Consider the following 25,965-nt stretch of genomic DNA (forward strand, 5'->3'; position numbering starts at 1 on the left):
CCAGTGGATGGACGAGGAAGCCGGACCCTTCGTCCGGCCCTATGCTCTGATCCGGGGTAGAACCCGCTCGTCAGGGGAGAACCTCGACCTGATCGCGATGGTGACCGCGACGGATCCCGCCTCAGTGGAGGGCTCCGCCGCGGGGCTCGGGCCCGAGCAGAACGCGATCCTGCGCGTGGCCCGCACCCCCATCTCGGTGGCCGACGTGGCCGCCGAGCTCGACCTGCCGGTCGGCGTCGTCCGGGTCTTGCTGGGCGACCTGCGCGACAACGGCCTCATCTCGGTGGCCTCCTCGGCAGGGCCACGTCCGAGTGAGCGCATTCTCAAGGAAGTGATCAATGGACTCCGGGCTCTCTGAGGATCCCGTAGCGCTGAAGATCCTCATCGCCGGCGGATTCGGCGTGGGGAAGACCACCCTGGTCGGCGCTATCAGCGAGATCAAGCCGCTGCGCACGGAAGAGGTGCTGTCCGACATCGGCGCCGGTGTCGACGACCTCGACGGCGTGGAGGGCAAGACCACCACCACGGTCGCCATGGACTTCGGCCGGATCACCATCCGCGAGGGCCTGGTCGTCTACCTGTTCGGCACCCCCGGGCAGGAACGCTTCTGGTTCATGTGGGACGAGCTGTCCTACGGCGCGCTCGGCGCGGTCGTGATCGCCGACACTCGGCGGCTGACGGACTGCTTCCCCTCCATCGACTACTTCGAGCAGCGCGGCACACCGTTCGTGGTGGCCGTCAACTGCTTCGACGGCGCGGCCACCCACAGCGTCGAGGACGTGCGGATCGCCCTCGACCTGGACGACGACGTGCCCGTGCTGCTGTGCGACGTGCGCAGGCGCGCCTCCGCCAAGGAGGTCATGATCTCGCTCGTCGAGCACTCGCTCAGGACCCTCACAGCGCCCGGAGCCCGTTGATCACCTCACGCAGCAGGCTCTCGGTCGGAGAAGCGGCCGCCGGCACCGGCGGCCGCACCAGAATCAGCCCGTGATCGAGCAGGTCGCCCAGCAGCACCCGCACCACGCCCACCGGCAGCCCCGTCTCGGACGCGACCTCCACCACAGGTCCCGTACGGCCCAGCGTCACGTACTCCAGCAGCCGCCGATGCTGCGAGCCCAGATCGGACTGGGAGGGCACGGGCGCGCCGGTCGAGGTGATCACGGAGAGCAGGTCGAACGACGACGATGACGACGACCTCGTGCGCCCCCTGGTCATCGCGTAGGGCCTGACGACAGGCCCGGCCTCCTCGTCCACCCACTCCATCTCGGCCCCCGTGCCGCGATCGTTTCCCTCGCTCCGCTCGGTCATGACCCATCCTGTTCGCTGTCCTGACGGCCACGCTGCCACCCCGACTGCAGGGACGACAGCAACGCCCTGGTCTCTTCGGGGGAGCGCTCGTCGGCGGGCTGTTCTTGGGGCGGGGGGCTGGGTTGTGCCAGGCGGGGCGGCAGGTTGGCCTGCCGCACCCTGCGGGGAAGCGACGCAGGGGCCTCTTCGACCGGTTCGGCGAGCGTGGGAGCGGCCAGCGGCCGCACCTTGACGGCCTCGAAGGGCCCTCGAGGCTTGGCGTCCTCGAACGGTCCCCTGACGGCGGGCTCGGGCACGTCGATCCGTTCGACCCTGACGTCCACCCGGCGGGAGGTACGGGTCCTGCGTGGCAGGTCGGCCGCGCCCTCCTTCTTGATCGGGCGCACCCTGTCCTGGATCGGGGGCCCTTCGATGGACGCCAGCGCCTCGGTGAGGGCGTTCGGGATGAGCACGATCGCGGTCGTCCCGCCGTACGGCGACTGCTTGAGCGTCACGCTCACGCCGTGCCTGGCGGCGAGCATGCCGACGACGGAGAAGCCGAGCCGCTCGGTCTGGGAGGCGTCGAACTCCTGCGGGCCCGCGAGCCGCGCGTTGATCGCCTGCCGGTCCTGGAGGGACAGGCCGAGCCCTCGGTCCTCGATCTCGACCGCGAAGCCCCTGGCGACCGCCTCGCCCCTGATCGAGACCTCGTTCTCCGGCGAGGAGAAGACGGTCGCGTTCTCGATGAGCTCGGCGAACAGGTGCATGAGGTCGGCCACGGCGCCGCCCGAGACGCCGCATTCGGGCATCGGGTAGACGCGGACCCTGGTGTAGTCCTCGACCTGCGCGGCCGCGCCGTTCAGCACGTCCTCGACGGGGATGGTGCCGCGCCACTTGCGGCCCGCCGTACCGCCTGACAGCAGCACCAAGCCCTCGGCGTGGCGGCGCATGCGGGTGGTGAGGTGGTCGAGCCTGAACAGGTTCTCCAGGGCCTCGGGGTCCTCGGCGTCGCGCTGCATGCCGTCCAGCAGCTTGAGCTGGCGCTGGAGCAGCCCCTGGCTGCGGCGGGCGAGGTTGCGCAGCGCCAGCGCCACGCCCTCGCGCATCCTGGCCTGCTCGACCGCGGCCTCCACCGCGGTGCTCTGCACGCTGTCGAAGGCCGTGGCCAGGTCCTTGATCTCGCTGGTCGCCAGGGGCGCGACGACGATCGGCGGCGCCTCGGCCGCCACGTCGACGGTCTCGCCGCCGCGCAGCCGCGCGACCACCCGCGGCAGCCTGACCTCCGCCAGGTCCAGCGCCGTACGGCGGAGCGCGGCCAGCTCGGTGGTGACGACGCGGCCGACCCTGATGGAGATGAAGATCGAGAACGCGACCGCGATGAGGCCGAGCACGCCCGCGATGACCGCGCGCACCAGGATGGCCATGCCCGCGGGCTCCATCCTGGCCAGCAGCACGTCTCCCGCGTCCCATGTGCCCTGGGTGTAGGTCTTCAGCACGGGGTCGGCCGTCGAGCGCCAGTCGGAGACGTCATGCCTGACGCCCGACAGTATGGAGGTGATCGAGCCCTGCATGACGAGGTACTGGGGCGAGCCCGCCAGCGTGTCGAACGGCTGGCGCAGCTCGCCGTCCAGCTCGCTCCGCGCCTTGTCGAACTGCAGCGTGCGGGCGCCTTCCAGCCTGGCCATGAGCTCGCGGTCGGGCGCGGTGAGGGCGCCGCTCGTGGCGACGACCAGCGTGTGCTGGCGGTGCAGCAGCTCGCGTGCCTGCTCGACCGCGATCAGCGCGTTGGACTGCTGGTAGAGGGTGATGTCGGTGCTGAGCGCGAACGTGCCGTAGAGGCGGTAGATCGCGTCGGAGATCGCGGCGTAGTCCGTCACGAGCCGCGAGGGGGCCAGCAGGCCCTCGTCGGCCAGCCTTCTGATGTCGTCCAGCCGGTCGATCTGCGCGAAGACCACCCTGAGCTGGGCCTTCATGTCATTCGAGAGGGCCGACTGCGTGTCGTCGGCGTTCGCGCTCGCGACGAGCCTCCTGCGCGCCTTGTCGGTCTCGGTGCGGGCCTTGGCCAGCGCGGCAGGACCCGACGCGGTGCGCGCCAGCCGCTCCGCGGTTACCAGCCGTTCCTGCTGGAGGTTATACACCACGCTGTCCGCGCCGTTGATCACGCCGGTCCAGATGGTGTCGACCTTCAGCAGGTTGAGCGCCTCACCGGTGGTGGTGCTGGCTGCGAACCCCCAGAGCGCGACGAGAGACACCAAGGGGACGACGAGCAGGGCAGCGATCTTGAATCGTATGGATCTGCTCGATGCCATGACACCCGCTCCCGTATAGAGATCGCGGGAGAGAATAGCACCGAGCTAGGCGAATATCTTGGCTCATTCGTGAGAAAGTTGTGACATGTCAGGAAATCGGGGCTAGTGAGGTAGCCCTCATCCGGACCCACTGGAGACGGACCAACCGCGCCGCCAGCACCGCGAGCAACGCCACCTCGGCCGCCAGCAGCCCCCGCTCGACCAGACCGATCATGACCCTGTCGCCGGGCAGCGCCACGTAGGTGATCGCCAGCAGGCCGAGACCGCCTGCCAGCGCCAGCCACTCCACCGGCCTGGCCACGGCCTTCCACCGCTCGTCCGCGGCGAGCCTCGGCACCAGCAGCGCCGCCGCCGCGGGCAGGCTGACGAACGCGGCCACCGACACGTAGCGGTGGATCTGCGCGGTCAGCGTCATGTCCATGCCGAGCGGTGTGGTGGGGATGATCGCCGCCACGATCAGAGCCCCGCTCCACACCATCATGAGCCGTTCGGGCATGCCCCTGACGGGCGCCCCCGCGGCCCGCAGTCCTGCCAGCAGCGCGAACGAACCCAGGCCCATCGCCGCCATCGCCATCTCCGTGACGCCCCCGCGGTCGGCCACGGCGTACTCGCTGATCGTCACGTTCATCGGGTCGAGGTAGGGGTCAGGGTCGAACTGCCCGACCACGATCGCGATGACCGAGAAGAGGATCAGGGAGCAGGCGAGGAGCGGATACAACCTCTTCAGCGGGGCCATAGGTCGAGAATGGCCCTGCGCGTCCCTCGCGCCATCCGGCGTCACCCCTGAGACACCCCCGACCCGACCCCGACCCCGCCCCCGAACGACCCCTGCCCGCATCGCGCCTCAGGCGGGCGAGCGCGCGCCCCGCCTCGCCGTAGTGGAAGATGGAAGGGATGATCAGCCGACCGGAGCAACCGAACCCCGCCGCGATCGCCGAGCTGTACCGGCGGTGCTACGCGGGCCCGCCGTGGTCCGAGTCCCCCGCGCAGCTCGACGCCTACCCCGACCGGCTCCAGGCGGCCACCGCCAAGCCCGGCTTCACCGTATGGACCGCGACCGACGACGACGGCCGCCTGATCGGCGTCTGCTACGGCTGGCCCTCCCCCGCCGACCTGCCGGACGAGCGCGTCTACGGCCTCCTCACCACCGCCTTCGGCCCCGCGGGGGCGGCCGAGCTGACCGGCGGCGCCTTCGAGATCGTCGAGTTGTTCGTGGACCCCGACGCCCAGGGCAAGGGGATCGGCAAGGCCCTGCTCACCGCCGCCGTCGATGGCCGGCCGAGCGCATGGCTCATCACCCTGCCCGACTCCCCCGCCGCCGCGCTCTACCGTGCCATGGGCTGGCGACAGGCGGGCAGGTTGCCGACCGATCCCGCTCTGACCGTCTTCACCCTCGATCGCCGAGGGGAGCGCGCGTCAGAGGGCCTCACGGCAGGCGGCGCAGACCCGAAGGCCTGAGGCGGCCGTGCCGGTGCAGATGTCGCGCTGCGCGGGGTGCCTGAAGCACAGGCACTGGCAGGCGGTCTCCTGCTCCTCGACGTCCCAGATCCCTTCGGCCTGCTCGCCGATGAAGCCGGCGTTGTCGAAGAAGTCGGCCAAGGGCCGCAGCACCGCCTCCCCCAGCGGCCTGAGGGCCTGCATGAACGTGGCGGCGAGGGGGCCGAAGGTGTCCGACATCTCCCGCAGGAGCTCCGGCGTGCTGTCCGGTTTCTCCTCCGGAGGAGCCCAGCGCATCGAGTCCGCGCTCAGGCTCTCCCAGTCCTCCACCACGCCGTCGATGGCGTCGAGTACGTGATCAGGGTCGCTTCGCATGGTCGTGCTCCAAACAGATTGTTCGGATAGCACCAGGTTACGCGAAGGACACGCCCACGCCCCCGCGCGTCCGGCCCCCGTAGCGCTCGATCTCGGCGGCCAGGTCCAGCGGCTTGATGGTGGAGCGACCCGCGAGCACCTCCTCGGTGATGAGCTCGGCGGGCAGCAGCCACGAGACCTCGAACTCCAGCCCGTCGGGGTCCTTGGCGTACAGGGCCTTGGTCGTGGAGTGGTCGGACGCGCCCGCCAGCGAACCGAGCTCGCTCAGCTTGCCCGCGATGCGCCGCAGCTCCTCCAGCGTGTCCACCTCCCAAGCCAGGTGGTAGAGGCCGACGGTCGAGCGCCCGGCGGACGAGGGGCCCGCCTGCGCGCCGATCTGGAACAGGCCGAGATCGTGATCGTTGCTGGAGCCCCCCGCCTGCAGGAAGGCCGCCCCCGGCATGCTCATGACCACCTCGAAGCCGAGGGCCTCGCGGTAGAAGGCGACGCTTCGCTCGACGTCGCGAACGTAAAGCACCGCATGGTTCAGGCGTTGTACCGGCATGACAACCAATATAGATGAGAGTTCAAGTAAACTCGAGAGCATGACCCGATGGCTGGATGACGACGAGCAACGCACCTGGCGCAACTACATGGCGGTGACCCAGCTCGTCCAGGAGGCGCTCGACCGGCAGCTCCAGCGCGAGGCGGGCATGCCGCACACCTACTACATGATCCTCGTGGCGCTCTCCGAGGCGCCCGACCGCTCGATGCGCATGCACGAGCTGGCCCGCAGGGCGCAGTCCTCCCAGAGCCGTCTCTCCCACGCCGTCGCCCGGCTGGAGGAGCGCGGCTGGGTGCGCCGCGACCCGTGCGCGGCCGACCGGCGCGGCAACGTCGCCCAGCTCACCGACGCGGGGTTCGCGGCCCTCTCCGCCGCCGCGCCCGGCCACGTCGAGGAGGTACGGCGCAGCCTGTTCGACGCCCTCACCCCTGAGCAGGTCGCCCAGCTCGACGACATCTGCACGGCGGTGCGGAAAACCCTGGAGTCGTAGCGCGAAACTGTCGGTGGCACGCCGTACCGTACCCCGGGGGAATTCTCGAGAAGGGGCGAGGCATGCACGACGACAAGCAGCTCTTCCAGGCGGTCCACCTGATCGCGGCCAGGTTCGCGGGCCAGCCCGTGCCGGTGGTGATGGCCGCGCTGACCAGCCATCTTCCTCACGCGCCCGGCATCTCGGCGCCCGAGATCCGCAGGATCGCCGAGGAGATCAGCGTGGGACGCGACCCGTCAGGGCTGTGACGCCTTGACCTCCACGGACATCCGACACAGGATTAGGCGGTAATCCAAACTAATTGGGAGACGCCATGTACGAGCCCACCCCTGAAGACCGGTTCACCTTCGGCCTGTGGACGGTCGGCTGGCAGGCGCGCGACCCGTTCGGCGACGCCACCAGGGCGCCGCTCGACCCGGTGGAGAGCGTGCACAGGCTGGCCGAGCTGGGTGCCTACGGCGTCACCTTCCACGACGACGACCTGCTGGCCACCGAGCCCGACAGGGACAGGGCGGTGGCGGCGTTCAAGAAGGCGCTGGGCGAGACGGGGTTGAAGGTGCCGATGGCGACCACCAACCTGTTCACCCATCCGGTGTTCAAGGACGGCGCCTTCACCAGCAACGACCGCGATGTGCGCCGCCACGCCATCCGCAAGGTCATCCGCAACCTCGACCTGGCCGCCGAGCTGGGCGCGACCACCTACGTGTGCTGGGGAGGGCGCGAGGGAGCCGAGTCCGACGCGGCCAAGGACATCAGGTCCGCGCTGGCCCGCTACAAGGAGGCCATGGACGTCCTGGCCTCCTACGTGATCGACAAGGGCTACGACATCAGGTTCGCAATCGAGCCCAAGCCCAACGAGCCGCGCGGCGACATCCTGCTGCCGACGATCGGCCACGCGCTGGCGTTCATCAACTCCCTCGAGCACCCCGAGATGGTCGGGCTCAACCCCGAGGTCGGCCACGAGCAGATGGCGGGCCTCAACTTCGTCCACGGCATCGCGCAGGCGCTGTGGCACGGCAAGCTCTTCCACATCGACCTCAACGGCCAGCACGGGCCCCGCTACGACCAGGACCTGGTCTTCGGCCACGGCGACGTGAAGAGCGCCTTCTTCCTGGTCGACCTGCTGGAGCATGGCGGCTACGACGGTCCTCGCCACTTCGACTACAAGCCGCCGCGCACCGAGGACGCCGAGGACGTGTGGGTGTCCGCGGCCGCCAACATGCGCACCTACCTGATCCTGAAGGAGAAGGCCGCCGCGTTCAGGGCCGACCCCGAGGTGCGGGAGGCGATGACCGCCAGCAGGGTGTCCGAGCTGGCCGTCCCCACGCTCGCGCCCGGCGAGACCTACGACGACCTGCTGCGGGAGGAGGCGCCCGACGCCTCGCGCGGCTACCACTTCAGCCGGCTCAACCAGCTCGCGCTCGAACACCTGCTGGGTGTTCGGGGGTGACGCTCGTCGCGGGGGTCGACTCCTCCACCCAGAGCTGCAAGATCGTCATCAGGGACGCCGCCACCGGCGACCTCGTACGGCAGGGCCGCGCCGCCCACCCCGACGGCACCTCTGTGGACCCCGAGCACTGGTGGACCGCGCTCCAGACGGCCATCACGCAGGCGGGCGGCCTCGACGACGTGGCCGCCATCAGCGTCGCGGGCCAGCAGCACGGCATGGTCTGCCTCGACGAGACCGGCCGGGTCGTGCGCGACGCGCTGCTCTGGAACGACATCCGCTCCGCCGCCTCCGCCGCCGACCTGGTGGCCTCGCTGGGCGCGCGGGCCTGGGCCGACGCGGTGGGCAGCGTGCCCGTGGCCTCGTTCACGATCGCCAAGCTGCGGTGGCTGGCCACCCACGAGCCCGACCACGCCGCCCACACCGCGGCCGTGTGTCTGCCGCACGACTGGCTCACCTGGCGGCTCACGGGCGCCCACGGGCTGGAGACCCTGACCACCGACAGGGGCGACGCGTCCGGCACCGGCTACTGGTCGCCCGTCACCGGCGCCTACCGCGACGACCTGCTCAAGGCGGCCTTCGGCGCGGTCCCCCTGCTCCCCCGTGTCCTCGGCCCCCTCGACTCCCCCGGAACGACCGGCGCTCTCAAGATCTCCTCAGGAACCCAGGGTGCCTGGATCACCGAGGGGATCCCTCTTGCGGCGGGCACGGGCGACAACATGGCGGCCGCCCTGGGCGTGGGCGCGCGGCCCGGAGACGTCGTCGTGTCCGTCGGCACGTCCGGCACCGCGTTCGCGGTCGCCGACGCACCCAGCCGTGACGCCAGTGGCGCGGTGGCCGGGTTCGCCGACGCCACGGGGCGCTTCCTGCCGCTGGTGTGCACGCTCAACGCGGCCAGGGTCCTCGACGCGGCCGCCGCGATGCTCGGCGTCTCGCTGGACGAACTGGGCTCCCTGGCCCTGCAGGCGCCTCCTGGCGCCGAGGGGCTGACGCTGGTGCCGTACCTGGAGGGGGAGCGCACCCCCAACCTGCCCGACGCCACGGGCGCGGTCCACGGTTTGCGTCTGTCCACGTCCACGCCCGCCCACCTGGCTCGCGCGGCGATCGAGGGCATGCTGTGCGGGCTCGCCGACGCCCTCGACGCGCTCGGCCTGTCACCCCAGCGGGTCCTGCTGATCGGCGGCGGCGCGCGGTCCGAGGCGGTCAGGCGCATCGCCCCCACCGTCTTCGGCCGTCCCGTGGTCGTTCCCCCACCGGGCGAGTACGTCGCCGACGGGGCGGCGAGACAGGCGGCATGGCTGCTGTCGGGCGGCCCGGAACCTCCCGCCTGGTCGACGGGCTCTCCCGCCACCCACGAGGCCGACCCCACCCCAGGGCTGCGCGAACGCTACGCGGCGGCCAGGGCGATGACGTTCGGCAACCGCTAGCGCACGGTGTGGTGAACGGCGTGGACCGAGCCGTCCGGTGCGACGCGCTCACTCCAGGCGGGTGAAGCCCCACGGCGTCGCCCACGTTCGGGCCCAGATCTGACGCCATCGGCCGTCCATCCGCGCGCGCTCTTCGGGATCGGGCGAACTGACGTATCCGCGTGGCGCGACCACCCGGGTGGATACGCCTCGTCGTCCCTTCGCGGGATCCGGTGCCCTCTCGCCTTCGCCATCCGCCTGCGTCGCGCGACCTCGTCCATGTGGAGCAGCCACAGCCGGCGGGCGGTCTCACGTTCGTCCAGGGCTCGTTCGAGGGAGTCGGGGTCGCGCTCCGGCCGTTTCGGGATCCGGGCGCTGACCGTGAGGTGATACCACGTGGCGCGAAAGCCGTAAGGGGAGAAATGGCGCGCGCACTCTTTCAGCGCGTGCAGCCCATGGCCGATCGGGAGGCTGTGGTCGCGGACCTTGCCGGCCAGCGAGGGGAAACCGGGCACGTCAGCGAGTCTTACGGTCGGCGCGTTCCTCTGCCACGGCGAAACGGGTGGGGCAGGCCCGTCAGGCCGACGCGGACAGGTCGCTGGACTCCTCGACGGAGTCGGAGAACGCGCGGTACGTCGGGCAGGGCCAGCGCCACATGCAGCTGCGGCACCGCAGGATCGGGTGGGCCGCGTCGCTGGTGATGCCTCCCGCGTCGCGTGGCTGGTGAAGGTCGAGCAGCCGCAGCCCGAGCTGGGCGAACATCAGCAGGTCGTCGCGGGCGTCGGCGAGGAAGTCGAGATCTTCTGAGGACAAACGGGTGCGGACGGGGACATAGCCATCCAAGTTGACCAGGCTGCGCAGGCGTCTGGTCTCCTCGCGCCACGAGGCGGACTTCTCGGCGCGGAGCATCAGCACCTCCAGATGCTCGCGTAGTCGACGGCGGTGCGGGTCCTCTAGGTGATCATCGTTCATCGACTTCCTCCCCCGACGGGCCCGGCGCACCGGCTTCGTAGTGTCAAGCTTCGCGTACTCTGCGTTTTCATGAGGCCGAAACGGGGGACAAAAACCCGACCGCTCCCTATCGGCGTGAGAACGTGACCCAGAGCCTCAGCGCCGCTAGCCTGCCCATGTGGAGCTCAAGGTCTCGACTCGATCACATGCCGGCCACGCCCTCGTGGCGATCGCCGGTGAAATCGACCTGTACACGGCGCCCCGCCTGCAGTCGGAGTTCACCCGGCTACTGCAGGAAGGGCCCACCCGTGTGGTCATTGACATGTCCCTCGTGGATTTCTGCGATTCCACAGGGATGAACGTGCTGCTCTCGGCGCTCAAGCGGGTGAGGGAGCGTGGCGGCCAGTTCGAGGTCGCTGCGCCGCGGCCTGCCGTACGGAAGATTCTGCAGGTCACGGGCCTCGACTCGGTCTTCACCGTGCACGAGGAAGTGCCTGAGGAGCTGTTGATCTCCGAGGGCTCGTGACGGACACAGCGGTCGTCATCCCTGCCAAGGACGAGGCCGAACGCATCGGCGCGACCGTGGCCGCGGCCATGGACCTGCCGGGCGTCGATCTCGTCGTGGTCGTCGACGACGGCTCGGCAGACCAGACGGGCCGGGTCGCGCGCGCGGCGGGCGCCAGGGTCGTACGGCACAGCCGCAACCGTGGCAAGGCCGGCGCCATGGAGAGCGGCGCCGAGGCGGTGCGGCTGCTCGACGGGCCGACGCCCAGGCACCTGCTGTTCCTGGACGCGGACCTCGGCGACACCGCCCACGCCGCCTCCGCCCTGGTGGAGCCGGTACGCGCAGGGGAGGCGGACATGACCATCGCGGTCTTCGCCACCCGGGTCAAGCTGGGCGGCCACGGCATGGTGGTCCGCCTGGCGCGCGACGGGATCAAACGGGCATCCGGTTTCACCGCCGCCCAGCCGCTCAACGGCCAGCGCTGCCTGACCAGGGACGCCTTCGAGGCGGCTCGCCCGCTGGCGCACGGGTTCGGCGTGGAGACGGCGCTGACCATCGACCTGGTGCGCAAGGGGTTCAGGGTGGTGGAGGTCGAGGTGGACATGGCCCATCGCGCTACCGGGACCGACTGGCGTGCGCAGGTGCACAGGGCCAGGCAGCTTCGGGACGTGGCGCGGGCGCTGGCCACCCGGGAGCCGATGATCAGGGACAACTTGGCGAAGATCCGCCTCTGACCCTCTTCGGCCGGACGGGCTCCCGCGTGCCTGACTCTCGACGCCAGGCCTCCGCCGGCCGAGGTCTCCTGGGGGGCGACCGTTGCTCCCTGCGCCGGTGGGGACGGTGGTTCCGCCCGGTCGGCACGGTCCGGGCGTGAGTGCTGCTGATGATGTGCTGGAATTTCCGGGTGACATCGCAGGCGGGAACCGAGCCCAGGCCGACGTCGGCCGCGTTCGGCGCCTCCGTGCTCATAGCCGTGTCCGTCCTGCTGACGGTCACGATCGGGCTGCTCGGCCCCTCGGCGATGGTTCCCCCGCTGGCGGGTCCCGGATGGCAGCCGCCGTACTCGCTGGACGTCCACCCCGCGTCCCACCTCGTCGTCGCGCTCGGGGCGCTGGCCGTCGTCGTCGGCGGGCTCGGGCTGTTCGCCGCGCTCAGAAGCCGCAGGATCCCCACCGCGCGATACGTGCGCGGCCTGGTCATGGCGGGGTGTGCCGCCGCCGTGGTGCTCGCCTTCCTCCCGCCGTCGGGCTCGGCCGACCATCTCAACTACGCCGCCTACGGGCGCATGGTCACACTCGGCCTCGACCCCTACGCGCACGGCGCGGTCGACCTGCCCGGCGATCCCGTCGCCGCGGCGGTGGAGCAGCCGTGGCGGGAGGAGCCCAGCGTCTACGGCCCCGTCGCCACGGCGGTGCAGGCGCTGGCGAGCTGGATCGGCGGCGACTCCGTCCGGCTGACGATCTTCGTGCTCGCGCTGGTCAACTCGGCCGCGTTCATCGCGACGGGGCTGCTCCTCGACCGCTTCACCCGCGACGATCCCGCCCTGCGGTGGCGGGCGGCGCTGCTGTGGACGGCCAACCCGCTGCTGCTGTACCAGCTCGTCGCGGGCCTGCACGTGGACACGCTGGCGATCGCGTTCATGGTGGCCGCGCTGGTGCTGAACGGCACAGCAGGGGCGGGAGCGATGCTCGGGCTCGGCGTGGCGGTGAAGCTCAACGCGGGCCTCGTCGCGCTGGGCCCCGCGTGGGAGCTGCGCCGCCGTCCCAAGCGGCTCGCGCTGGTCGCCGGGACGGCGCTGGCCGTGGCGGGCGCGGGCTATGTGTGGGCCGGCGGCCACGCCTTCGACCAGGTGAGCAGGGCGGGCAAGTCGATCTCGCTGGCCTCGTTCTGGAGGCTCGTCCAGGGCTGGCTGCAGGCCGTCGTCGGCACCGGCAGCGCCTACAGGGGCGAGATCCAGGTCGGCGCGTTGGTCGTGATGGCGCTGCTGGCGTGGGCGCTGTTCAGGCTCCACCGGCCACCCGCCGACGGGGTCGGGGTGGCCGCGGTGCTGATCGTGGCGTACGTGTTCGCCACGCCGTACATCCTGCCCTGGTACGACGGGCTGGCGTTCGCGCTGGTGGCGATGCTGGCGGCCACGGGAGTGGAGCTCTTCCTCGTCGCCCACCTGACGCTGCTGTCGCTGGCCTACCTGCCCGCCAGGGTCGAGGGCCAGCCCGCCGATCTGGCGTGGCTGACGACCGTCGTCAGGTCGCAGGTGGTGCCGTGGACGCTGCTGGCGTTGACGGCGGGTCTTGGGTGGTGGGCGTGGCGAGCTGGAGCGCGCGCACGCAGGCGGCCAGAGTCAGCGGCACCGCGACCGTGAGCGCCATGGCGGGGATCGCGATGCCGGAGTCGTTGATGAGGAACCCGACGAAAGCGCACGTCAGCGCCCCGAACAGGCCGGCGCGCAGGGTGGGCGCGAAGCCGTAGGCGCGGCCGAGGGCCGAGGCGCCCCACCGCGAAGGCCGGTCCAGCACGAAGAACAGGAACGCCAGCGCCACCAGCGACAGCAGGGTCAGCTGCCAGTTCCCGACGGTGATGCCGATCATGGAGCTGAACTTCCGCCACACCACGGTCAGCGCCTGCCCGTCGATGATCTGCTGGATGAACGTGCCGAGGTGGGTGCGCTGGTCGGCGGGCCGCAGCCAGTCGGCGAACGCGATGGTCCCGATGAGGACCGCGCCCGCGAGGCCGACGAGCAGCAGCTTCAGCAGCGACACCTTGCGGCCCGACAGCAGGATGAGGAAGACCGCCAGCCCGATCACGAACGCGGGAACCCCGCCGAAGTCGGCGCCCCACGCCGGCCAGCCGTCCGCGAACACGGCGAGCGCCCCGTAGGCGGCGCACAGCAGCACCACCAGGGGTCTGCCGAGACGGCCGAGCAACCATTGGGCCACGCCCGCCAGCGCCAGGATCGTGCCGGTCGCGCACACGGCGAAGGCGATGTTGCTGAAGCCGTAGAAGCGGCCTCCGGTCACGGGCTCGTAGCCGGTGACGGCGTTGACCTGCAGCTTGGAGCCGGTCATCACGTCGAGGACCAGCGCAAGCGAGCTGATGGCGGCCACGACGGTGAGCGGTCCGAGCACGTGCGCACGCCACGGGCCCGCGAAGGCCAGCCCGGTGATGAGCCCCGCGAAGCCGAGGATGGTGACGATCAGGGCCAGCATGGCGCCGGGCAGACTCCACCACGGCACGAGCTGGGCGAGGAAGGTGGACACCGCGATGGCCCCGCTGACGACGGCGACCACCTGGACGGCGACGAGCACCCGCGAGGTCGCCGCGTCGGCGTTCTCCGACCCCGCTGATGACCTGCGGCGGCGCAGGACGATCGCGGCGATGGCGTAGAAGAGCACCTGCACCGCCACGAAGACGGCGAAGAACGGCCCTCTCACTTCGCGGAGCACCTTGCTGGCGAGGTTCTGGTCGGCGAGTGTGGCGACGGTCTCCGCGACGGAGGACGGCGCGGCGCCGTCGTGCTCCCAGGTCCTGCCGACCACTCCGTCGGGGCGCTCGACCCCGAGCAGGCGCAGCGCGGTGGCGGTCAGGTCGGTGATCGTGACCAGCGAGTCCTGGCGGGTGGAGGCGGCGGTCAGCAGCCCGTGAGGGAAGGGACCTCCCTTGGCGACGGCGACGTGGAGCTGGGCGGTCCCGGAGGTGTCGGACACGCCGGCGACCAGGACGGTGGTGTCGGCCGGCAGCCGGTCGAGGAGGGCGCCGATGGTGCGGTCGACACCGACCATGGCCGCCACCACCTGGGTCGGGTCGGGATCGGCGGGGATGCCGTCGGCGTCGCGCGGCCCCAGGTTCCATGCGGCGGCGAGCGAGTCGGCCTCCATCACCACGAGGTCGAAGGAGGCCGGGTCGGCCAGCGCCTCGGGCGTCTCCGCGTAGTGGGGCACCCTGCCCGTCCTGTCGGCCGCGCCGAGCGCCGCGCCAGGGCCGATGGCGGCCACCTTGCCGCCCGCGTCGGCCACGGCCTGGCCGAGCGTGCCGAGCATCGCGTTGTAGCCGGTCGTCCGCTGGAAGGCGGTCAGCGCCGCCCAGTCAGGGACGGCTCCGCCGACGGGAGGGCGGGGCATGACGCAACCGGGGGCTCCCGCGCGCTGGCCGGCCGAGACCGTCAGCCATCCGGCCATGGGGCACGAGGTGCCTCGGTTCGGCGGTGGCACCACCCTCGTGGACAGCGAACCCGACGCTCCCTCGCCGACCAGCCGCCACAGCCGGGGGGTGATCGCCTGGTGGACCTCGCCCCACACCAGCCCGGGCACCCCGATGATCGCCACCCGCCCCCGCTCGGGGGCGTCGGCCGCCAGCGAAGGGCTCGCCCCCATGACGGCGGCGAGCACGGCGAGCAGGCCCAGGCACAGGCGTGCCAGGGTGCGGTGCGGCATGGCGGGACCCCCGGTGGTCAGCACAGTCAGCGCCCTCGATCGGTTGGAGCCACGGTAACGTGCCACATCGTGACAGGTGGTGGAGTGCCCTCGTTCGGGCGATGGTGGTGGCTGTGGCCGTTGGCCGCGGTCCTCGTCGCGCTGGCCGTGTGGCCGTTGGTCGAGACGTGGCTGACCAACGCCGGTGACCAGCGACTGGTCGACCTCGACGTCTACCGCACGGGCGGGCAGATGGTGCTGGAGGGGCGGCCCGTCTACGACTTCATCACCCCCGCGCCGCAGCTGCTGCCGTTCACCTACCCGCCGGTGGCGGCGCTGCTGGCCGTACCGCTGGCGTGGATGTCGTGGGAGTCCGCGCAGTGGGTGTGGACGGCCGGCGTCTTCGCCGCGCTGGCCGTGACCGTCGGCTTCGCGTTCCGGCAGGTCAACAGGAATCCGCTGGTGTTCGCGTTCCTGATGGTGGCGTGCGCCTACCTGATGCCGATCCGCGACCAGGTGCGCTTCGGGCAGGTCGACATCATGCTCGTGGCGCTGTGCCTGGCCGACTGCGTGGCGAAGCGACCGTGGTGGCCGCGCGGGCTCCTGATCGGCCTGGCCACGGCCGTGAAGCTCACCCCCGGCGTCTTCCTGATCTACCTGCTCGTCACCAGGCAGTGGAAGACGTTCTGGATGGCGGCGTTCAGCACGGCCCTGTTCACGCTCATGCCGTTCGCGGTCATCCCCCGCGACGCGGCCGACTTCTGGTTCAGGGCGCTGCTCGACCCCGAGCGTCTCGGCGCCAACGCCGCCACCACCAACCAGTCGATGCGCGGCATGCTGATCAGGCTCTACCTGAACGACTGGCTGACCTCGGCGCTCTGGCTCGCGCTCGTGGCGGTCGTCGCGTGGTACGGCTTCCGCTTCGCCCGCCAGGCGCTCGACAGGGGCGACCTCATGACCTCCGTCGCGCTGGTCGGCCTGATGGCCGTGCTGCTGTCGCCTGTCGCGTGGATCCACCACCTGGCGTGGGTGGTCGTCGTCCTGGGCGCGCTGGTGGGCAACGGAAGCGATGTCGTACGGCTCCGCGTCGCGGTCGGCGTGTGGCTCTTCTACGTGGTGCCGATCCCCTGGTGGGGTGTGGCGATCAAGGCGGCGGACATCCCAGTCGTGAGCCCCGTCGTCGGGAAGATCGTGCAGAACGGTTTCGGACTCGGCGCGATCGCCCTCGTCTGGCTGCTGGGTGTCTGGTTGCCCAAACGACGCCAGATCTTGTGACACTCTTGGTGATGTGTTGATTACTCTCTGGATCGTCGTGGGCGTCCTCGCCGGGATCAGCGGCGTCGTCATCGGCTACCTCGCGCTCAGGCGGGCGCGCGCCGCCGTCGACGACTGCCAGCAGATGATCACCAGGCAGGCCAGCGAGAGCAGAGGGGACCTCAAGGCCATCCGCGACGTGGCGGTCTACCGCTACGACGCGCTCCAGGAGATGACGGGCCGTCTCTCGTTCTCCATCGCCATGATCAACGGCCTGGGCGACGGCATCGTGCTCACCTCCATCAACGGGCGCTCCGAGACCCGCACCTACGTGCGTCCCGTGATCGGCGGCAAGGGCGCGCAGCCGCTGTCACCCGAGGAGGAGGAGGCCGTGCGCGCGGCCAGGCTCGGTCTCGGCCCTGAGTTCGAACCACAGATGGCGAGGCGTTGACTACTCTGTAGTCATGTCTCCTCGTCTCGCCTATCTCGGGCCCGAGGGCACCTTCACCGAAGAGGCCCTGCGGCTCATGGAGCCCGACGCCGAGCGCCTGCCCTGCGCCACCGTCAGCGCGGCGCTCAACGCGTGCCGTGCGGGCGAGGCCGACGGAGCGGTCGTTCCCCTGGAGAACTCGCTCGAGGGCGCGATCACCACGACGCTCGACGAGTTCGCGTGGGGCGAGCCCCTGCTCATCTCGGCCGAGCTGCTGCTGCCCGTGCAGTTCTCCCTGCTGGCCAGGCCCGACACCGAGCTCAGGCACATCAAGCGCGTCTTCACCCACCCCGCCGCGATCACGCAGTGCAGGGGGTACATCGCCCGCGAGCTGCCCGACGCGGTCGTTGTCGCCGCGCCCTCCACGGCCGCCGCCGCGCAGGAGGTGTCGCTGCCGGGCTCGCCGTACGACGCAGCGATCGCGGCCCGCATCGCGGGCGAGCACTACGGCCTGGTCGAGATCGCCGCCAACATCGGCGACAGGTCCGACACGGTGACCCGCTTCGTCAGGGTGTCCCGCCCTGGGCCGCTGCCCGAGCCGACCGGCTCCGACCGCACCACGCTCGTGGTCTTCCTCGCCGACGACCACCCTGGCGCGCTGCTGGAGATGCTGACCGAGTTCTCGGTGCGCGGCGTCAACCTGACCCGCATCGAGTCGCGGCCCACCGGCGAGGGCATCGGGCGCTACTTCTTCCATTTCGACTTCGAGGGCCACGTGTCCGACGCGCGCGTCGGCGAGGCGCTCTCCGGGCTGCACAGGATCTGCGGCGAGGTCCGCTTCCTCGGCAGCTATCCACGAGCCGACGGGGTGGCTCCCCAGGTCAAGCGGGGTACGGCCGACGCCGACTTCGCCGAGGCCGGCGACTGGCTGACCCGGATCCGCTCGGGCCAGGTCTGACCTCGGCCACCGCGAGTCCCGAGGGGCCTGGATCGGTGACCACGCGCACGGGCTCGGCCGGTTCGAGAGGGCGCCGTTGACACGCCCGGCCACGTGCGCGGCAGGAGCGCCTCCCCGGACGGACGACCGCGGTGACCTGGGTGGGCTTCACGCGCTCGCCGTACCTGAGGAGAAAGCAGGCGCGGGCGGACACGACGGGTCGGTAGCCTTGGTCTGTGATTGACCTGCGTACCCTTCGTGAGGACCCCGACCGGCTACGGGCTTCGCAGCGTGCCCGCGGTGAGGACGACGCCGTCGTCGACACGCTGCTCGACCTGGATGAGCGCCGACGCGCCGCGCTGACCTCGTTCGAGTCTCTGCGCGCCGAGCAGAAGTCCATGGGCAAGTCGGTCTCCAAGGCCTCCGGCGAGGAGAAGCAGGCGCTGCTGCAGCGGGCCAAGGATCTCGCCGCGCAGGTCAAGTCGGCCGAGGCCGAGGCCGAGAAGCTCGCCGTCGAGCTGCAGGAGCTCGTCGCCACCATCCCCAACATCGTCTCGACCGAGGCGCCCCACGGCGGCGAGGACGACTACGTCGTGCTGGAGACCGTCGGTGAGCCGCGCCAGTTCGACTTCGAGCCGCGTGACCACCTGGAGCTGGGCGAGCTGCTCGGCGCCATCGACATGGAGCGCGGCGCCAAGGTCTCGGGTTCGCGCTTCTTCTTCCTGCGCGGCGTCGGCGCGCGGCTGCAGCTCGGGCTGCTCAACATGGCCATGCAGCAGGCGATCGAAGCGGGCTTCATCCCGATGATCACGCCGGTGCTGGTCAAGCCCGAGACCATGGCGGGTACCGGTTTCCACGTCGCCCACGACAAGGAGATCTACCGCCTGCCCGAGGACGACCTCTACCTGGTCGGCACGTCCGAGGTGTCGCTGGCGGGCTACCACGGCGACGAGATCCTCGACGGCTCGCAGCTGCCGCTCCGCTACGCGGGCTGGTCGTCGTGCTTCCGCCGCGAGGCGGGCTCCTACGGCAAGGACACCCGCGGCATCATCCGCGTCCACCAGTTCGACAAGGTCGAGATGTTCTCCTACTGCAGGCCCGAGGAGGCCGACGACGAGCACCAGCGGCTGCTCGGGTGGGAGAAGGAGATGCTGGCCAAGATCGAGGTGCCCTACCGCATCATCGACACCGCGGCCGGCGACCTGGGCATGTCGGCGGCGCGCAAGTTCGACTGCGAGGCGTGGATCCCGACCCAGGGGCGTTACCGCGAGCTGTCCTCGACGTCCAACTGCACCGAGTTCCAGGCGCGCAGGCTGGGCTCCAGGTTCCGCGACAAGGACGGCAAGCCGCAGTTCCTCGCCACCCTCAACGGCACGCTGGCCACCACGCGGTGGATCGTCGCCATCCTGGAGACCCACCAGCAGGCCGACGGCTCGGTCGTGGTGCCGAAGGCGCTGCGCCCTTATGTCGGCCTCGACGTGCTCGAGCCCGTCAAGTAGCGGCGCCCTTCCGCGGCCCGGCTTTCACGAGCGGGGCCGCGGAAGCTCTTCACGCGCGAAGCCCCGCGGATCGCCGTGTCAGCCCCTATCAGCGCCGTGAGAGTGCCGCGTCAGCGGGTGGCGCGATCGTCTCTCCCATGGAAATCACCAAGAGCCGTCCCCGCACCGTCACCCTCGCAGGCGTCCTGCAGCTGCTGTTCGCCCTGGCCTTCCTGATCTCACCCGTCGCCGGGCTCGTCTACGGCGCCGACGTCCAGGCCGCGGCCGAGGCCGAACTCGTCAGGCAGGGCCTGTCGCCCTCCATCCTCGCCGCGAACGACCTCCACTTCGACGAGGGCGGCTACGCGCTGGTGGTGCCCGTCACCACCGCCCTGATCGGCGCGATCCTGGCGTGGCTCAATCTGGCCGGCAGACGCACGGGCCGGAACCTGACCCTGATCGTCCAGCCGCTCTTTCTCGCCCTCGACGTCTTCATCCTCATCAGCCAGTCGTCCAAGGCGCAGTACCTCCAGTCCGTCCTCGGCGACGGCGCGAACGCGCAGGCGGTCCTCGACGCGAGCGAGCGCGTCTACCCCGCTTGGCTGTTCGCCGTGTCAGAGGGCCGGCTCTTCTTCACACCCCTGGTCTCGCTGGCCGTCGTCATCCTCCTCGTGCTCCCGTCGGCTCGTGCCTACTTCCGCAAGTGAACCGGCGGGCGCGGGCCGGGATGCCCAGGAGGCCCGTGGGATCGACCAGGACGAGCGAGGGCTCGTCGCTGGAGTCCAGGCCTGGGATGCCGCCTCTGCCCCGTTTCAGGGCATGTGAGGACCGCGAACGGGCTCCGGCGAGGACGACGCCGGCCGGACCGGCCCGGCGGGGCGCTCCGGTGAGGACGAAGGCCGCCGGACCGGCCCGGCGGGGCGACAGGGCGGTTCGCCGGGCCGTCAATCGATCAGGTAGCGGTGGATGGTCGGGCCGAGCCAGGCGACGATCTCGTCGTGGGTCATGGCGACCACCGGTGGCAGCCGCAGGATGTAGCGGGTCAGTGCCATGCCGAGGATCTGGGAGGCCGCCAGGCCCGCCCTGACGGGCGCGGAGGACGGGTCGGGGCACAGGCGGGCGGCCACGGGCCCGAGTTGGGTGGCGAAGATCTCCCGCATGCGCTCGGCGGCCGCCTCGTTGGTGACGCCGGTGCGCAGCAGCACCTGGAGCGCCTCGTTCGTCTCCCACAGCGCGAGGAAGTGCCTGACCATCGCGTGCCCCACCTCCTCGGGCGCCAACGAGGGCAGGTCGGGGAAGTGTAGGTCGAAGTGGGCGGCGGCGGCGAACAGCTTCTCCTTGTTGCCGAAGTACCGCATCACCATGGCCGGGTCGATGCCCACGTCCGCGGCGATGGCCCTGATCGTCGCCTTCTCGTAGCCGTCGGCCGCGAAGCGCTCGCGGGCGGCGGCCAGGATCGCCGCCTTGGTGTCCTCGGACGTTCTCCTCATGCCAACAACTGTAGGCCAACAAGTGTTGACATGGCCAGCCGAGCCGGGTCATAGTGATGCCAACAAGCGTTGACCTGAAGGAGTGCGAGATGAACAGCACCACGGACGTCCTGGTCATCCCCGCTGCGGAACGCCCTGTTGAGGACGCTGGCCGTGCTGCCGGTCTTCAGGAAGAAGCTGGCGTGGCGGCTGTCGGGGCTGGTGTACCGCTGAACGCCCGGCCTCCCCTTGAGACGAGAAAGAGCGGGGACCGGATGGTCCCCGCTCTCACCTCGTAGCTATCAGGTCAGATGGCACGGACCTGGGAGGCCTGCGGCCCCTTCTGGCCCTGCGTGATCTCGAACTCGACCCGCGCCCCGTCTTCAAGGCTGCGGTAGCCGTTGCCGACGATCTCGGAGAAGTGCACGAACACGTCCGGCGCACCGCCGTCCGGGGCGATGAAGCCGAAGCCCTTCTCGGCGTTGAACCACTTGACGGTTCCCTGAGCCATAAAAGCTCTCCCTCAGGATGTGAATCTATGGGACCCGCACCTCGCGAATCCCGGTTGGTCGTACAGCAAGCACCCGGGGTGGCTCAGACAATCACATGCCGTTTTTCACTACGGGATCAGCTAATACAACGCCATCACATCTAACACCATTCGGCCGCGTTGGTGTTCCCCTCCCTAGGAAGATTTCTGGAGAGCGGCATCACAGTGCAAACTGGAACCTGTTATGCCGAGCCACTCTTCGACCCCTCGACTGGTCGCCACGGACCTCGACGGGACCGCCCTGCGCGCCGACGGAACCGTGTCCTCACGCACCGCCGCCGCCTTCGCCGAGGTCGAGCGGGCAGGCTCGACGCTGGTCTTCGTCACCGGCCGTCCGCCCAGGTGGATGAGCGTGGTCGCCGACGCCGTACGGCATCGCGGACTGGCCATCTGCGCCAACGGAGCCCTCCTCTACGACCTCCACACCGAACGGATAGTGGAGTCCCACCTCATAGAAGCCGAGGTCCTCGAAGAGGTCGTCGCTCAGCTTCGAGCGAACGTGCCCGATCTGGCATTTTCGGTCGAGTACGAAGGCGGATTTGCGCATGAGTCGGATTTCAGACTCGGCGGCATCGACAGCAAGGCGGTGGCGGGCCTCAGGGTCGGCGCCTCGACGCTCACCTCGCGCCCCTGCGCCAAGCTTCTCGCCCTCCACCCTGGAATGGACCCTGACAGCCTCCACGCGGCCGTTCACGAGCTCGTGGGCCACCTGGTGACCACCACCCACTCCAGCGGCAGAGCGCTGGTCGAGATGAGCGCGCACGGCGTCACGAAGGCCTCCGCTCTCGCGGCGCTGTCGTCGGCCCACGGGATCAAGCCGAGCGAGGTGATCGCGTTCGGGGACATGCCGAACGACCTGCCCATGCTCGCCTGGGCAGGCACCTCCTACGCGGTCGCCAACGCCCACCCCGCCGTGCTCGCCGCGGTCGACCATGTGACCGCGGCGAACGACGACGACGGCGTGGCGCTCGTGCTCGAAAAGATCTACAGGTAGGGACCAGAGCCGCTGGCCCGATGCTGGTCCTGCGTCATCCCGCCAGGCAGCGCCTTGCGCATCTGCTCCAGCTGGGCGCGGGCCGCCATCTGCTGCGCGAACAGCGTGGTCTGGATCCCGTGGAACAACCCCTCAAGCCATCCGACCAGCTGGGCGTGCGCGATGCGCAACTCCGCGTCGCTGGGCGGCGTGCCGTTGTCATCGGTGAACGGCAGCGACAGCCGCTCCAGCTCGTCGACCAACTCGGGCGCGAGACCGTCCTCGAGCTCCTTGATGGAGCTCTCGTGGATCTCCTTCAACCGCTTGCGGCTGGCCTCGTCGAGAGGCGCCGCCCTGACCTCCTCGAGCAGCGTGCGGATCATGCTGCCGATGCGCATCACCTTCGCGGGCTGCTCCACCAGGTTGGTGACCGACCGCTCTTCCTGCTCACCGCTATCGCCCTGGGCGCTGAAGCCCTCGGGTCCCACCACCACGATGTGGGGGGTGTTCTCCTCAGCGTTCATGTTCTCAACCTACCTGTAACTCGCGTAGTGCCTTGAGGTGTTGTGAGCCGGGACGCGACTGCCCTCCGCCGCATCCTGATCTTTCCGTGCCGTCGCCCGAGCGGTCGCGGCACCGGCTGCTACGGCTCGGGGCGCGCCAGCAGCAGGATCTTCCCGACATGTTCCCCGGAGTCGAGCATCTCGTGAGCGCGGGCGGCTTCGGCCATGGGGACCACGGCGTACACGACCGGCTTGATCGCGCCCGCCGACACCAGCGGCCACACGTTGTCGACGACCCCACGCACGATCACGCCCTTCTCGTCCGTCGGCCTGGATCGCAGCGTGGTGCCGTGGACGGCGGCGCGCTTCCTGGTCAGCGCGTGCAGGTCGAGCTCACCCTTCGTGCCGCCCTGCAGCCCGATCACGACGAGGCGTCCGCCCGTCTTGAGGGCTCTGATGTTCCCTGGGAGGTATTTGGCGCCCATGATGTCGAGGATCACGTCCGCCTGGACCTTCTCCGCGAAGTCCTCGGTCCGGTAGTTGATCGCCTCGTCGGCGCCCAGCTCCAGGCACCGCTCCGCCTTCTCCTGCGATCCGACCGTCACCGCGACGCGCGAGCCGAACGCCTTGGCGAGCTGGATCGCGGTCGTGCCGATGCCGCTGGCACCGCCGTGCGCCAGCAGCGTCTCGCCGCGCCTGAGCCTGGCGGTCATGAAGACGTTCGACCAGACCGTGCAGACCGTCTCCGGCAGCCCCGCGGCCTCGGTCAGCGACAGCCCTTCCGGCGCGGGCATCACCTGCTGCCACGGTACGGCCACGCGCTCGGCGTAGCCCCCGCCGCCGAGCAGAGCGCAGACGCGGTCGCCGACCTCGAACCCGACGACGTCCGGGCCAACCTCGGAGATCACTCCCGAGCATTCGAGCCCCGGGTAGGGGGAGGCGCCGGGCGGAGGGTCATAGAAACCTAGCCGTTGGATCACATCGGCTCTGTTGACCGCGGAGGCGGTGACATCGATCACGACTTCGCCCCGCTCAGGACGTGGATCCGGCACCTCCCGCCACTCCAGAACCTCTGGTCCACCGGGCTTGGTGATGACAATCGCTCGCATGCGACCCACCGTAGCCGGGCAGTGAAGTTGCGGGTTGCCTGCATTCAATGGAACACAGGGCGTTAATCTGCAATGTGTTTGCTGCACCTTTACACCCGTCCCGAGGGGGAACACGGTGGCAAGGCACGATCGTGAAGAATCTCTCGAGGAACAGCTCGCCTGGCTCGACGCCATCAAGGAGAACGACGAGGAACCCGTCAAGGTCAGCGCCAAGACCGGCGCCGTCTCCGTGACAACGGACGACACCGTCGTTTCGCCGTACCCGAAGGACCCATGGCTGTCGGTGCCCACGGAGCAGGACACCCCGACCCCGCCGCTGTTCCGCGCCGCGGTCGACTCGGTGTACGGCCCGGAGGCGGCGGAGGAGTTGCCGGCCGAGGAGGCCGAGGCCGCCGAGTGGTTCGAGGCGGCGGTGGAGGTGGACAGGCCTCCCGCGTTCGGCAGGGACGACGACGACGCCTTCATGGCCCCGTTGAAGCCGCTTCCGCGACCTGACGACACCGACTCCTACCGGATGACGGCCTTCGACAAGCCCCGCGAGACGGCGTCCGAGGGCAGCATGTTCGACCCGCTGCCGCCCGAGGAGCGCACGGACCCCTCGTGGCCGCAGCCGCCGTGGCCGCAGCCGTCCGCCGAGAGCTTCGAGGGCATCGCGGACGTGGAGACGGTCCAGGGCGAGGTCGTCGACACCAAGCCGTCGCTCGAGCCGCCGCGCCAGGAGGAGCCGACCTTCGAGCGGTTCACCTTCGGCGTGCGCCCCGAGGCCGAAGGTCCCGAAGCCGAGCATCGCGAGGCCTCGAGTCACGACTCCGAGGACCACGACTCCGAGAGCCATCAGTCCGAGGGCCGCGACTCCGAGGGCCATCAGTCCGAGCGGTCCGACTCCGTGCGGCACCGGTCCGAGCGCCGCGAAGACGAGCGCCTCGAGGTGGAGCGCCACGAGGTGGAGCGCACCGCCTTCGAGCGCCACGAGCCCCGGCGCCACGACGCCCAGCGTCGCGAAGTCGAGCGGCAGTCCTTCGAACACCACTTCCAGCGCCGCGACGAGCGGCCCTGGGCCGAGGAGCCTTCGGTGGAGGTGGTCGTGCAGGAAGAGCCCTTCCCCGTACGGCGCCACTCCCAGCCCCCGGTACCGGTGTTCACCGCGCCGCCCCGCCCGTCCGCGGGCGACCGGCCGACCGCCGAGAGCCTCGACCCCGACTCGCTGCTGCGCGGCAGGAGGAACGCCCCTTCCAAGGGCTGGCGCCGCCTGGTCTACAAGGCGTCGGCAGGCTGGATCAAGCCGGGCGAGCCGGCCGACGTTCGCCGCCGCAGGGCGCTGGTGACCAGGGCGCGCACGCCCGTCTCGACCGGGCACCACCGCGTAGCCGTGCTCAGCCTGAAGGGCGGCGTCGGCAAGACCACCACCACGGTCGGCCTGGGCGCCACGCTGGCGCAGGTCCGCGGCGACAGGGTGATCGCGGTCGACGCCAACCCCGACCGCGGCACGCTGTCGGACAAGCTGGAGCTGGAGACCTCGGCGACCGTGCGCGACCTGCTCAACGAGCGTGCGCAGGTCAAGCGGTATGTCGACATCAGGGCCTTCACCTCGCAGGCCACCTCCAGGCTCGAGGTGCTCGCCTCCGACCGCGACCCCTCGGTGTCGGAGGCGTTCAGCGCCGCCGACTACCAGCAGGTCGCCCAGGTGTTGGAGAACTTCTACTCCATCTGCATCACCGACTGCGGCACAGGACTGCTGCACTCGGCGATGTCGGGCGTGCTCGGCCTGGCCGACCAGATCGTGCTGGTCAGCTCGCCTTCGGTGGACGGCGCGCGGGCGGCCTCGGCGACGCTCGACTGGCTGGAGGCCCACCACTACGGCGACCTGGTCAGGGACGCGACGGTGGTGCTGTGCAGCGTGCGGCCGAGGTCGAAGTCGGCCGTGGACATCGCCAAGCTGGAGGCGCACTTCGCGGCGCGCTGCCGTACGGTGATCCGCGTGCCGTACGACCCGCATCTGGAGGAGGGCGCGGAGATCGACCTCGACCGGCTGCAGGAGCCGACGAGGGACGCCTATCTGCAGCTCGCCGCCGCCGTCGGGGACGGCCTGGCGGGAGCGTGAG

28 protein-coding genes are annotated in these 25,965 nt (G+C 70.4%); 17 read left to right on the forward strand and 11 right to left on the reverse strand.

The features are described from left to right. Nucleotides 1-7: 7 nt before the first annotated feature. Entirely contained in the window at nucleotides 8-358 is a 351-nt protein-coding gene (locus AB0B45_RS13035) for a DUF742 domain-containing protein (RefSeq protein WP_358129309.1), read from the forward strand. Further along, nucleotides 339-917, forward strand: a complete 579-nt coding sequence (locus AB0B45_RS13040; RefSeq protein ID WP_358129312.1) for an ATP/GTP-binding protein — start codon at nucleotides 339-341, stop codon at nucleotides 915-917. The genes AB0B45_RS13035 and AB0B45_RS13040 overlap by 20 nt, the downstream gene beginning before the upstream one ends. Here the strand turns inward: AB0B45_RS13040 and AB0B45_RS13045 are convergent. The 3 genes from AB0B45_RS13045 to AB0B45_RS13055 all read right to left on the reverse strand — a co-directional run bounded on the left by AB0B45_RS13045 (nucleotide 895) and on the right by AB0B45_RS13055 (nucleotide 4,332). Then, on the reverse strand, nucleotides 895-1,308 hold the full coding sequence (locus AB0B45_RS13045) for a DUF742 domain-containing protein (RefSeq protein ID WP_358129315.1): 414 nt from the start codon (nucleotides 1,306-1,308) through the stop codon (nucleotides 895-897). The two genes, AB0B45_RS13040 and AB0B45_RS13045, sit on opposite strands and share 23 nt — an antisense overlap. Next, nucleotides 1,305-3,596 (reverse strand): nitrate- and nitrite sensing domain-containing protein, encoded by a 2,292-nt coding sequence (locus tag AB0B45_RS13050; RefSeq protein ID WP_358129318.1) that lies wholly within the window; start codon nucleotides 3,594-3,596, stop codon nucleotides 1,305-1,307. The genes AB0B45_RS13045 and AB0B45_RS13050 overlap by 4 nt, the downstream gene beginning before the upstream one ends. 88 nt (nucleotides 3,597-3,684) lie before the next feature. Then, nucleotides 3,685-4,332 carry a DUF998 domain-containing protein gene (locus AB0B45_RS13055; RefSeq protein WP_358129321.1) on the reverse strand — a complete coding sequence of 216 codons (648 nt, stop codon included), beginning with the start codon at nucleotides 4,330-4,332 and terminating at the stop codon, nucleotides 3,685-3,687. 158 nt (nucleotides 4,333-4,490) lie between these two features. Here AB0B45_RS13055 and AB0B45_RS13060 point away from each other — a divergent pair, with 158 nt between their 5' ends. Next, complete coding sequence (locus tag AB0B45_RS13060; protein ID WP_358129324.1) at nucleotides 4,491-5,054, forward strand: GNAT family N-acetyltransferase; 564 nt, start codon at nucleotides 4,491-4,493, stop codon at nucleotides 5,052-5,054. Here AB0B45_RS13060 and AB0B45_RS13065 read toward each other — a convergent pair. Further along, on the reverse strand, nucleotides 5,013-5,408 hold the full coding sequence (locus AB0B45_RS13065) for a hypothetical protein (RefSeq protein ID WP_358129326.1): 396 nt from the start codon (nucleotides 5,406-5,408) through the stop codon (nucleotides 5,013-5,015). The genes AB0B45_RS13060 and AB0B45_RS13065 overlap by 42 nt on opposite strands. Nucleotides 5,409-5,445: 37 nt before the next feature. Then, on the reverse strand, nucleotides 5,446-5,952 hold the full coding sequence (locus AB0B45_RS13070) for a VOC family protein (protein ID WP_358129329.1): 507 nt from the start codon (nucleotides 5,950-5,952) through the stop codon (nucleotides 5,446-5,448). A 40-nt stretch (nucleotides 5,953-5,992) separates the two neighbouring features. On the opposite strand from AB0B45_RS13070, the gene AB0B45_RS13075 reads away from it, so the two are divergent. The 4 genes from AB0B45_RS13075 to xylB all read left to right on the forward strand — a co-directional run bounded on the left by AB0B45_RS13075 (nucleotide 5,993) and on the right by xylB (nucleotide 9,316). Next, nucleotides 5,993-6,442, forward strand: a complete 450-nt coding sequence (locus AB0B45_RS13075; protein WP_358129331.1) for a MarR family transcriptional regulator — start codon at nucleotides 5,993-5,995, stop codon at nucleotides 6,440-6,442. A 62-nt stretch (nucleotides 6,443-6,504) separates the two neighbouring features. Continuing rightward, nucleotides 6,505-6,690, forward strand: a complete 186-nt coding sequence (locus AB0B45_RS13080) for a hypothetical protein (RefSeq protein WP_358129333.1) — start codon at nucleotides 6,505-6,507, stop codon at nucleotides 6,688-6,690. Between the two features lie 65 nt (nucleotides 6,691-6,755). Beyond that, nucleotides 6,756-7,892 (forward strand): xylose isomerase, encoded by a 1,137-nt coding sequence (gene xylA, locus AB0B45_RS13085; RefSeq protein ID WP_358129336.1) that lies wholly within the window; start codon nucleotides 6,756-6,758, stop codon nucleotides 7,890-7,892. After that, the gene (gene xylB / locus AB0B45_RS13090) at nucleotides 7,889-9,316 is read left to right on the forward strand and encodes a xylulokinase (protein ID WP_358129339.1); all 1,428 of its coding nucleotides are present in this window, start codon (nucleotides 7,889-7,891) and stop codon (nucleotides 9,314-9,316) included. Before xylA ends, xylB begins: the two co-directional genes overlap by 4 nt. Nucleotides 9,317-9,871: 555 nt before the next feature. Here xylB and AB0B45_RS13095 read toward each other — a convergent pair. Then, on the reverse strand, nucleotides 9,872-10,267 hold the full coding sequence (locus AB0B45_RS13095; RefSeq protein ID WP_358129342.1) for a hypothetical protein: 396 nt from the start codon (nucleotides 10,265-10,267) through the stop codon (nucleotides 9,872-9,874). 157 nt (nucleotides 10,268-10,424) lie between these two features. On the opposite strand from AB0B45_RS13095, the gene AB0B45_RS13100 reads away from it, so the two are divergent. The 3 genes from AB0B45_RS13100 to mptB all read left to right on the forward strand — a co-directional run bounded on the left by AB0B45_RS13100 (nucleotide 10,425) and on the right by mptB (nucleotide 13,113). After that, on the forward strand, nucleotides 10,425-10,772 hold the full coding sequence (locus AB0B45_RS13100; protein ID WP_358129344.1) for an STAS domain-containing protein: 348 nt from the start codon (nucleotides 10,425-10,427) through the stop codon (nucleotides 10,770-10,772). Continuing rightward, nucleotides 10,769-11,485, forward strand: a complete 717-nt coding sequence (locus AB0B45_RS13105; RefSeq protein WP_358129347.1) for a glycosyltransferase — start codon at nucleotides 10,769-10,771, stop codon at nucleotides 11,483-11,485. The genes AB0B45_RS13100 and AB0B45_RS13105 overlap by 4 nt, the downstream gene beginning before the upstream one ends. Nucleotides 11,486-11,655: 170 nt before the next feature. Then, complete coding sequence (gene mptB, locus AB0B45_RS13110) at nucleotides 11,656-13,113, forward strand: polyprenol phosphomannose-dependent alpha 1,6 mannosyltransferase MptB (protein ID WP_358129349.1); 1,458 nt, start codon at nucleotides 11,656-11,658, stop codon at nucleotides 13,111-13,113. Here the strand turns inward: mptB and AB0B45_RS13115 are convergent. After that, nucleotides 12,995-15,181, reverse strand: a complete 2,187-nt coding sequence (locus AB0B45_RS13115) for a hypothetical protein (RefSeq protein ID WP_358129352.1) — start codon at nucleotides 15,179-15,181, stop codon at nucleotides 12,995-12,997. The two genes, mptB and AB0B45_RS13115, sit on opposite strands and share 119 nt — an antisense overlap. A 69-nt stretch (nucleotides 15,182-15,250) precedes the next feature. Between AB0B45_RS13115 and AB0B45_RS13120 the strand changes: the two genes are divergently transcribed. The 5 genes from AB0B45_RS13120 to AB0B45_RS13140 all read left to right on the forward strand — a co-directional run bounded on the left by AB0B45_RS13120 (nucleotide 15,251) and on the right by AB0B45_RS13140 (nucleotide 19,966). Beyond that, nucleotides 15,251-16,435, forward strand: coding sequence for a glycosyltransferase 87 family protein (locus AB0B45_RS13120; protein WP_358129355.1), 1,185 nt, complete (start codon nucleotides 15,251-15,253; stop codon nucleotides 16,433-16,435). A gap of 13 nt (nucleotides 16,436-16,448) precedes the next feature. Beyond that, on the forward strand, nucleotides 16,449-16,865 hold the full coding sequence (locus AB0B45_RS13125; protein WP_358129358.1) for a DUF4446 family protein: 417 nt from the start codon (nucleotides 16,449-16,451) through the stop codon (nucleotides 16,863-16,865). Nucleotides 16,866-16,878: 13 nt separating this feature from the next. After that, on the forward strand, nucleotides 16,879-17,802 hold the full coding sequence (gene pheA / locus AB0B45_RS13130; RefSeq protein ID WP_358129360.1) for a prephenate dehydratase: 924 nt from the start codon (nucleotides 16,879-16,881) through the stop codon (nucleotides 17,800-17,802). A gap of 215 nt (nucleotides 17,803-18,017) precedes the next feature. Beyond that, complete coding sequence (gene serS / locus AB0B45_RS13135; protein WP_358129363.1) at nucleotides 18,018-19,280, forward strand: serine--tRNA ligase; 1,263 nt, start codon at nucleotides 18,018-18,020, stop codon at nucleotides 19,278-19,280. A 137-nt stretch (nucleotides 19,281-19,417) separates the two neighbouring features. After that, nucleotides 19,418-19,966, forward strand: a complete 549-nt coding sequence (locus AB0B45_RS13140; RefSeq protein ID WP_358129366.1) for a hypothetical protein — start codon at nucleotides 19,418-19,420, stop codon at nucleotides 19,964-19,966. 237 nt (nucleotides 19,967-20,203) lie between these two features. On the opposite strand, the gene AB0B45_RS13145 is transcribed toward AB0B45_RS13140, so the two are convergent. After that, nucleotides 20,204-20,749, reverse strand: a complete 546-nt coding sequence (locus AB0B45_RS13145; protein WP_358129368.1) for a TetR family transcriptional regulator — start codon at nucleotides 20,747-20,749, stop codon at nucleotides 20,204-20,206. 286 nt (nucleotides 20,750-21,035) lie between these two features. Then, nucleotides 21,036-21,239 carry a cold-shock protein gene (locus AB0B45_RS13150; RefSeq protein WP_183652851.1) on the reverse strand — a complete coding sequence of 68 codons (204 nt, stop codon included), beginning with the start codon at nucleotides 21,237-21,239 and terminating at the stop codon, nucleotides 21,036-21,038. A gap of 223 nt (nucleotides 21,240-21,462) precedes the next feature. Here AB0B45_RS13150 and AB0B45_RS13155 point away from each other — a divergent pair, with 223 nt between their 5' ends. Further along, nucleotides 21,463-22,272: a Cof-type HAD-IIB family hydrolase gene (locus tag AB0B45_RS13155; protein WP_358129371.1), complete on the forward strand. Its 810-nt coding sequence runs from the start codon at nucleotides 21,463-21,465 to the stop codon at nucleotides 22,270-22,272. Here AB0B45_RS13155 and AB0B45_RS13160 read toward each other — a convergent pair. Continuing rightward, nucleotides 22,263-22,775: a bacterial proteasome activator family protein gene (locus AB0B45_RS13160; RefSeq protein ID WP_358129374.1), complete on the reverse strand. Its 513-nt coding sequence runs from the start codon at nucleotides 22,773-22,775 to the stop codon at nucleotides 22,263-22,265. The two genes, AB0B45_RS13155 and AB0B45_RS13160, sit on opposite strands and share 10 nt — an antisense overlap. 119 nt (nucleotides 22,776-22,894) lie before the next feature. Then, nucleotides 22,895-23,863, reverse strand: coding sequence for an NAD(P)H-quinone oxidoreductase (locus AB0B45_RS13165; RefSeq protein WP_358129375.1), 969 nt, complete (start codon nucleotides 23,861-23,863; stop codon nucleotides 22,895-22,897). Between the two features lie 115 nt (nucleotides 23,864-23,978). Here AB0B45_RS13165 and AB0B45_RS13170 point away from each other — a divergent pair, with 115 nt between their 5' ends. Continuing rightward, entirely contained in the window at nucleotides 23,979-25,964 is a 1,986-nt protein-coding gene (locus AB0B45_RS13170) for an AAA family ATPase (protein WP_358129378.1), read from the forward strand. Nucleotide 25,965 lies beyond the last annotated feature (1 nt).

This window comes from Nonomuraea sp. NPDC049152, assembly GCF_040648355.1.
GTDB lineage: Bacteria > Actinomycetota > Actinomycetes > Streptosporangiales > Streptosporangiaceae > Nonomuraea.

Coding starts and splice junctions, on each gene's coding strand:
- AB0B45_RS13035 (WP_358129309.1), top strand. CDS start 8: ATGGACGAGGAAGCCGGACCCTTCGTCCGGCCCTATGCTCTGATCCGG.
- AB0B45_RS13040 (WP_358129312.1), top strand. CDS start 339: ATGGACTCCGGGCTCTCTGAGGATCCCGTAGCGCTGAAGATCCTCATC.
- AB0B45_RS13045 (WP_358129315.1), bottom strand. CDS start 1,308: ATGACCGAGCGGAGCGAGGGAAACGATCGCGGCACGGGGGCCGAGATG.
- AB0B45_RS13050 (WP_358129318.1), bottom strand. CDS start 3,596: ATGGCATCGAGCAGATCCATACGATTCAAGATCGCTGCCCTGCTCGTC.
- AB0B45_RS13055 (WP_358129321.1), bottom strand. CDS start 4,332: ATGGCCCCGCTGAAGAGGTTGTATCCGCTCCTCGCCTGCTCCCTGATC.
- AB0B45_RS13060 (WP_358129324.1), top strand. CDS start 4,491: ATGATCAGCCGACCGGAGCAACCGAACCCCGCCGCGATCGCCGAGCTG.
- AB0B45_RS13065 (WP_358129326.1), bottom strand. CDS start 5,408: ATGCGAAGCGACCCTGATCACGTACTCGACGCCATCGACGGCGTGGTG.
- AB0B45_RS13070 (WP_358129329.1), bottom strand. CDS start 5,952: ATGCCGGTACAACGCCTGAACCATGCGGTGCTTTACGTTCGCGACGTC.
- AB0B45_RS13075 (WP_358129331.1), top strand. CDS start 5,993: ATGACCCGATGGCTGGATGACGACGAGCAACGCACCTGGCGCAACTAC.
- AB0B45_RS13080 (WP_358129333.1), top strand. CDS start 6,505: ATGCACGACGACAAGCAGCTCTTCCAGGCGGTCCACCTGATCGCGGCC.
- xylA (WP_358129336.1), top strand. CDS start 6,756: ATGTACGAGCCCACCCCTGAAGACCGGTTCACCTTCGGCCTGTGGACG.
- AB0B45_RS13095 (WP_358129342.1), bottom strand. CDS start 10,267: ATGAACGATGATCACCTAGAGGACCCGCACCGCCGTCGACTACGCGAG.
- AB0B45_RS13115 (WP_358129352.1), bottom strand. CDS start 15,181: ATGCCGCACCGCACCCTGGCACGCCTGTGCCTGGGCCTGCTCGCCGTG.
- pheA (WP_358129360.1), top strand. CDS start 16,879: ATGTCTCCTCGTCTCGCCTATCTCGGGCCCGAGGGCACCTTCACCGAA.
- AB0B45_RS13140 (WP_358129366.1), top strand. CDS start 19,418: ATGGAAATCACCAAGAGCCGTCCCCGCACCGTCACCCTCGCAGGCGTC.
- AB0B45_RS13145 (WP_358129368.1), bottom strand. CDS start 20,749: ATGAGGAGAACGTCCGAGGACACCAAGGCGGCGATCCTGGCCGCCGCC.
- AB0B45_RS13150 (WP_183652851.1), bottom strand. CDS start 21,239: ATGGCTCAGGGAACCGTCAAGTGGTTCAACGCCGAGAAGGGCTTCGGC.
- AB0B45_RS13155 (WP_358129371.1), top strand. CDS start 21,463: ATGCCGAGCCACTCTTCGACCCCTCGACTGGTCGCCACGGACCTCGAC.
- AB0B45_RS13160 (WP_358129374.1), bottom strand. CDS start 22,775: ATGAACGCTGAGGAGAACACCCCCCACATCGTGGTGGTGGGACCCGAG.
- AB0B45_RS13165 (WP_358129375.1), bottom strand. CDS start 23,863: ATGCGAGCGATTGTCATCACCAAGCCCGGTGGACCAGAGGTTCTGGAG.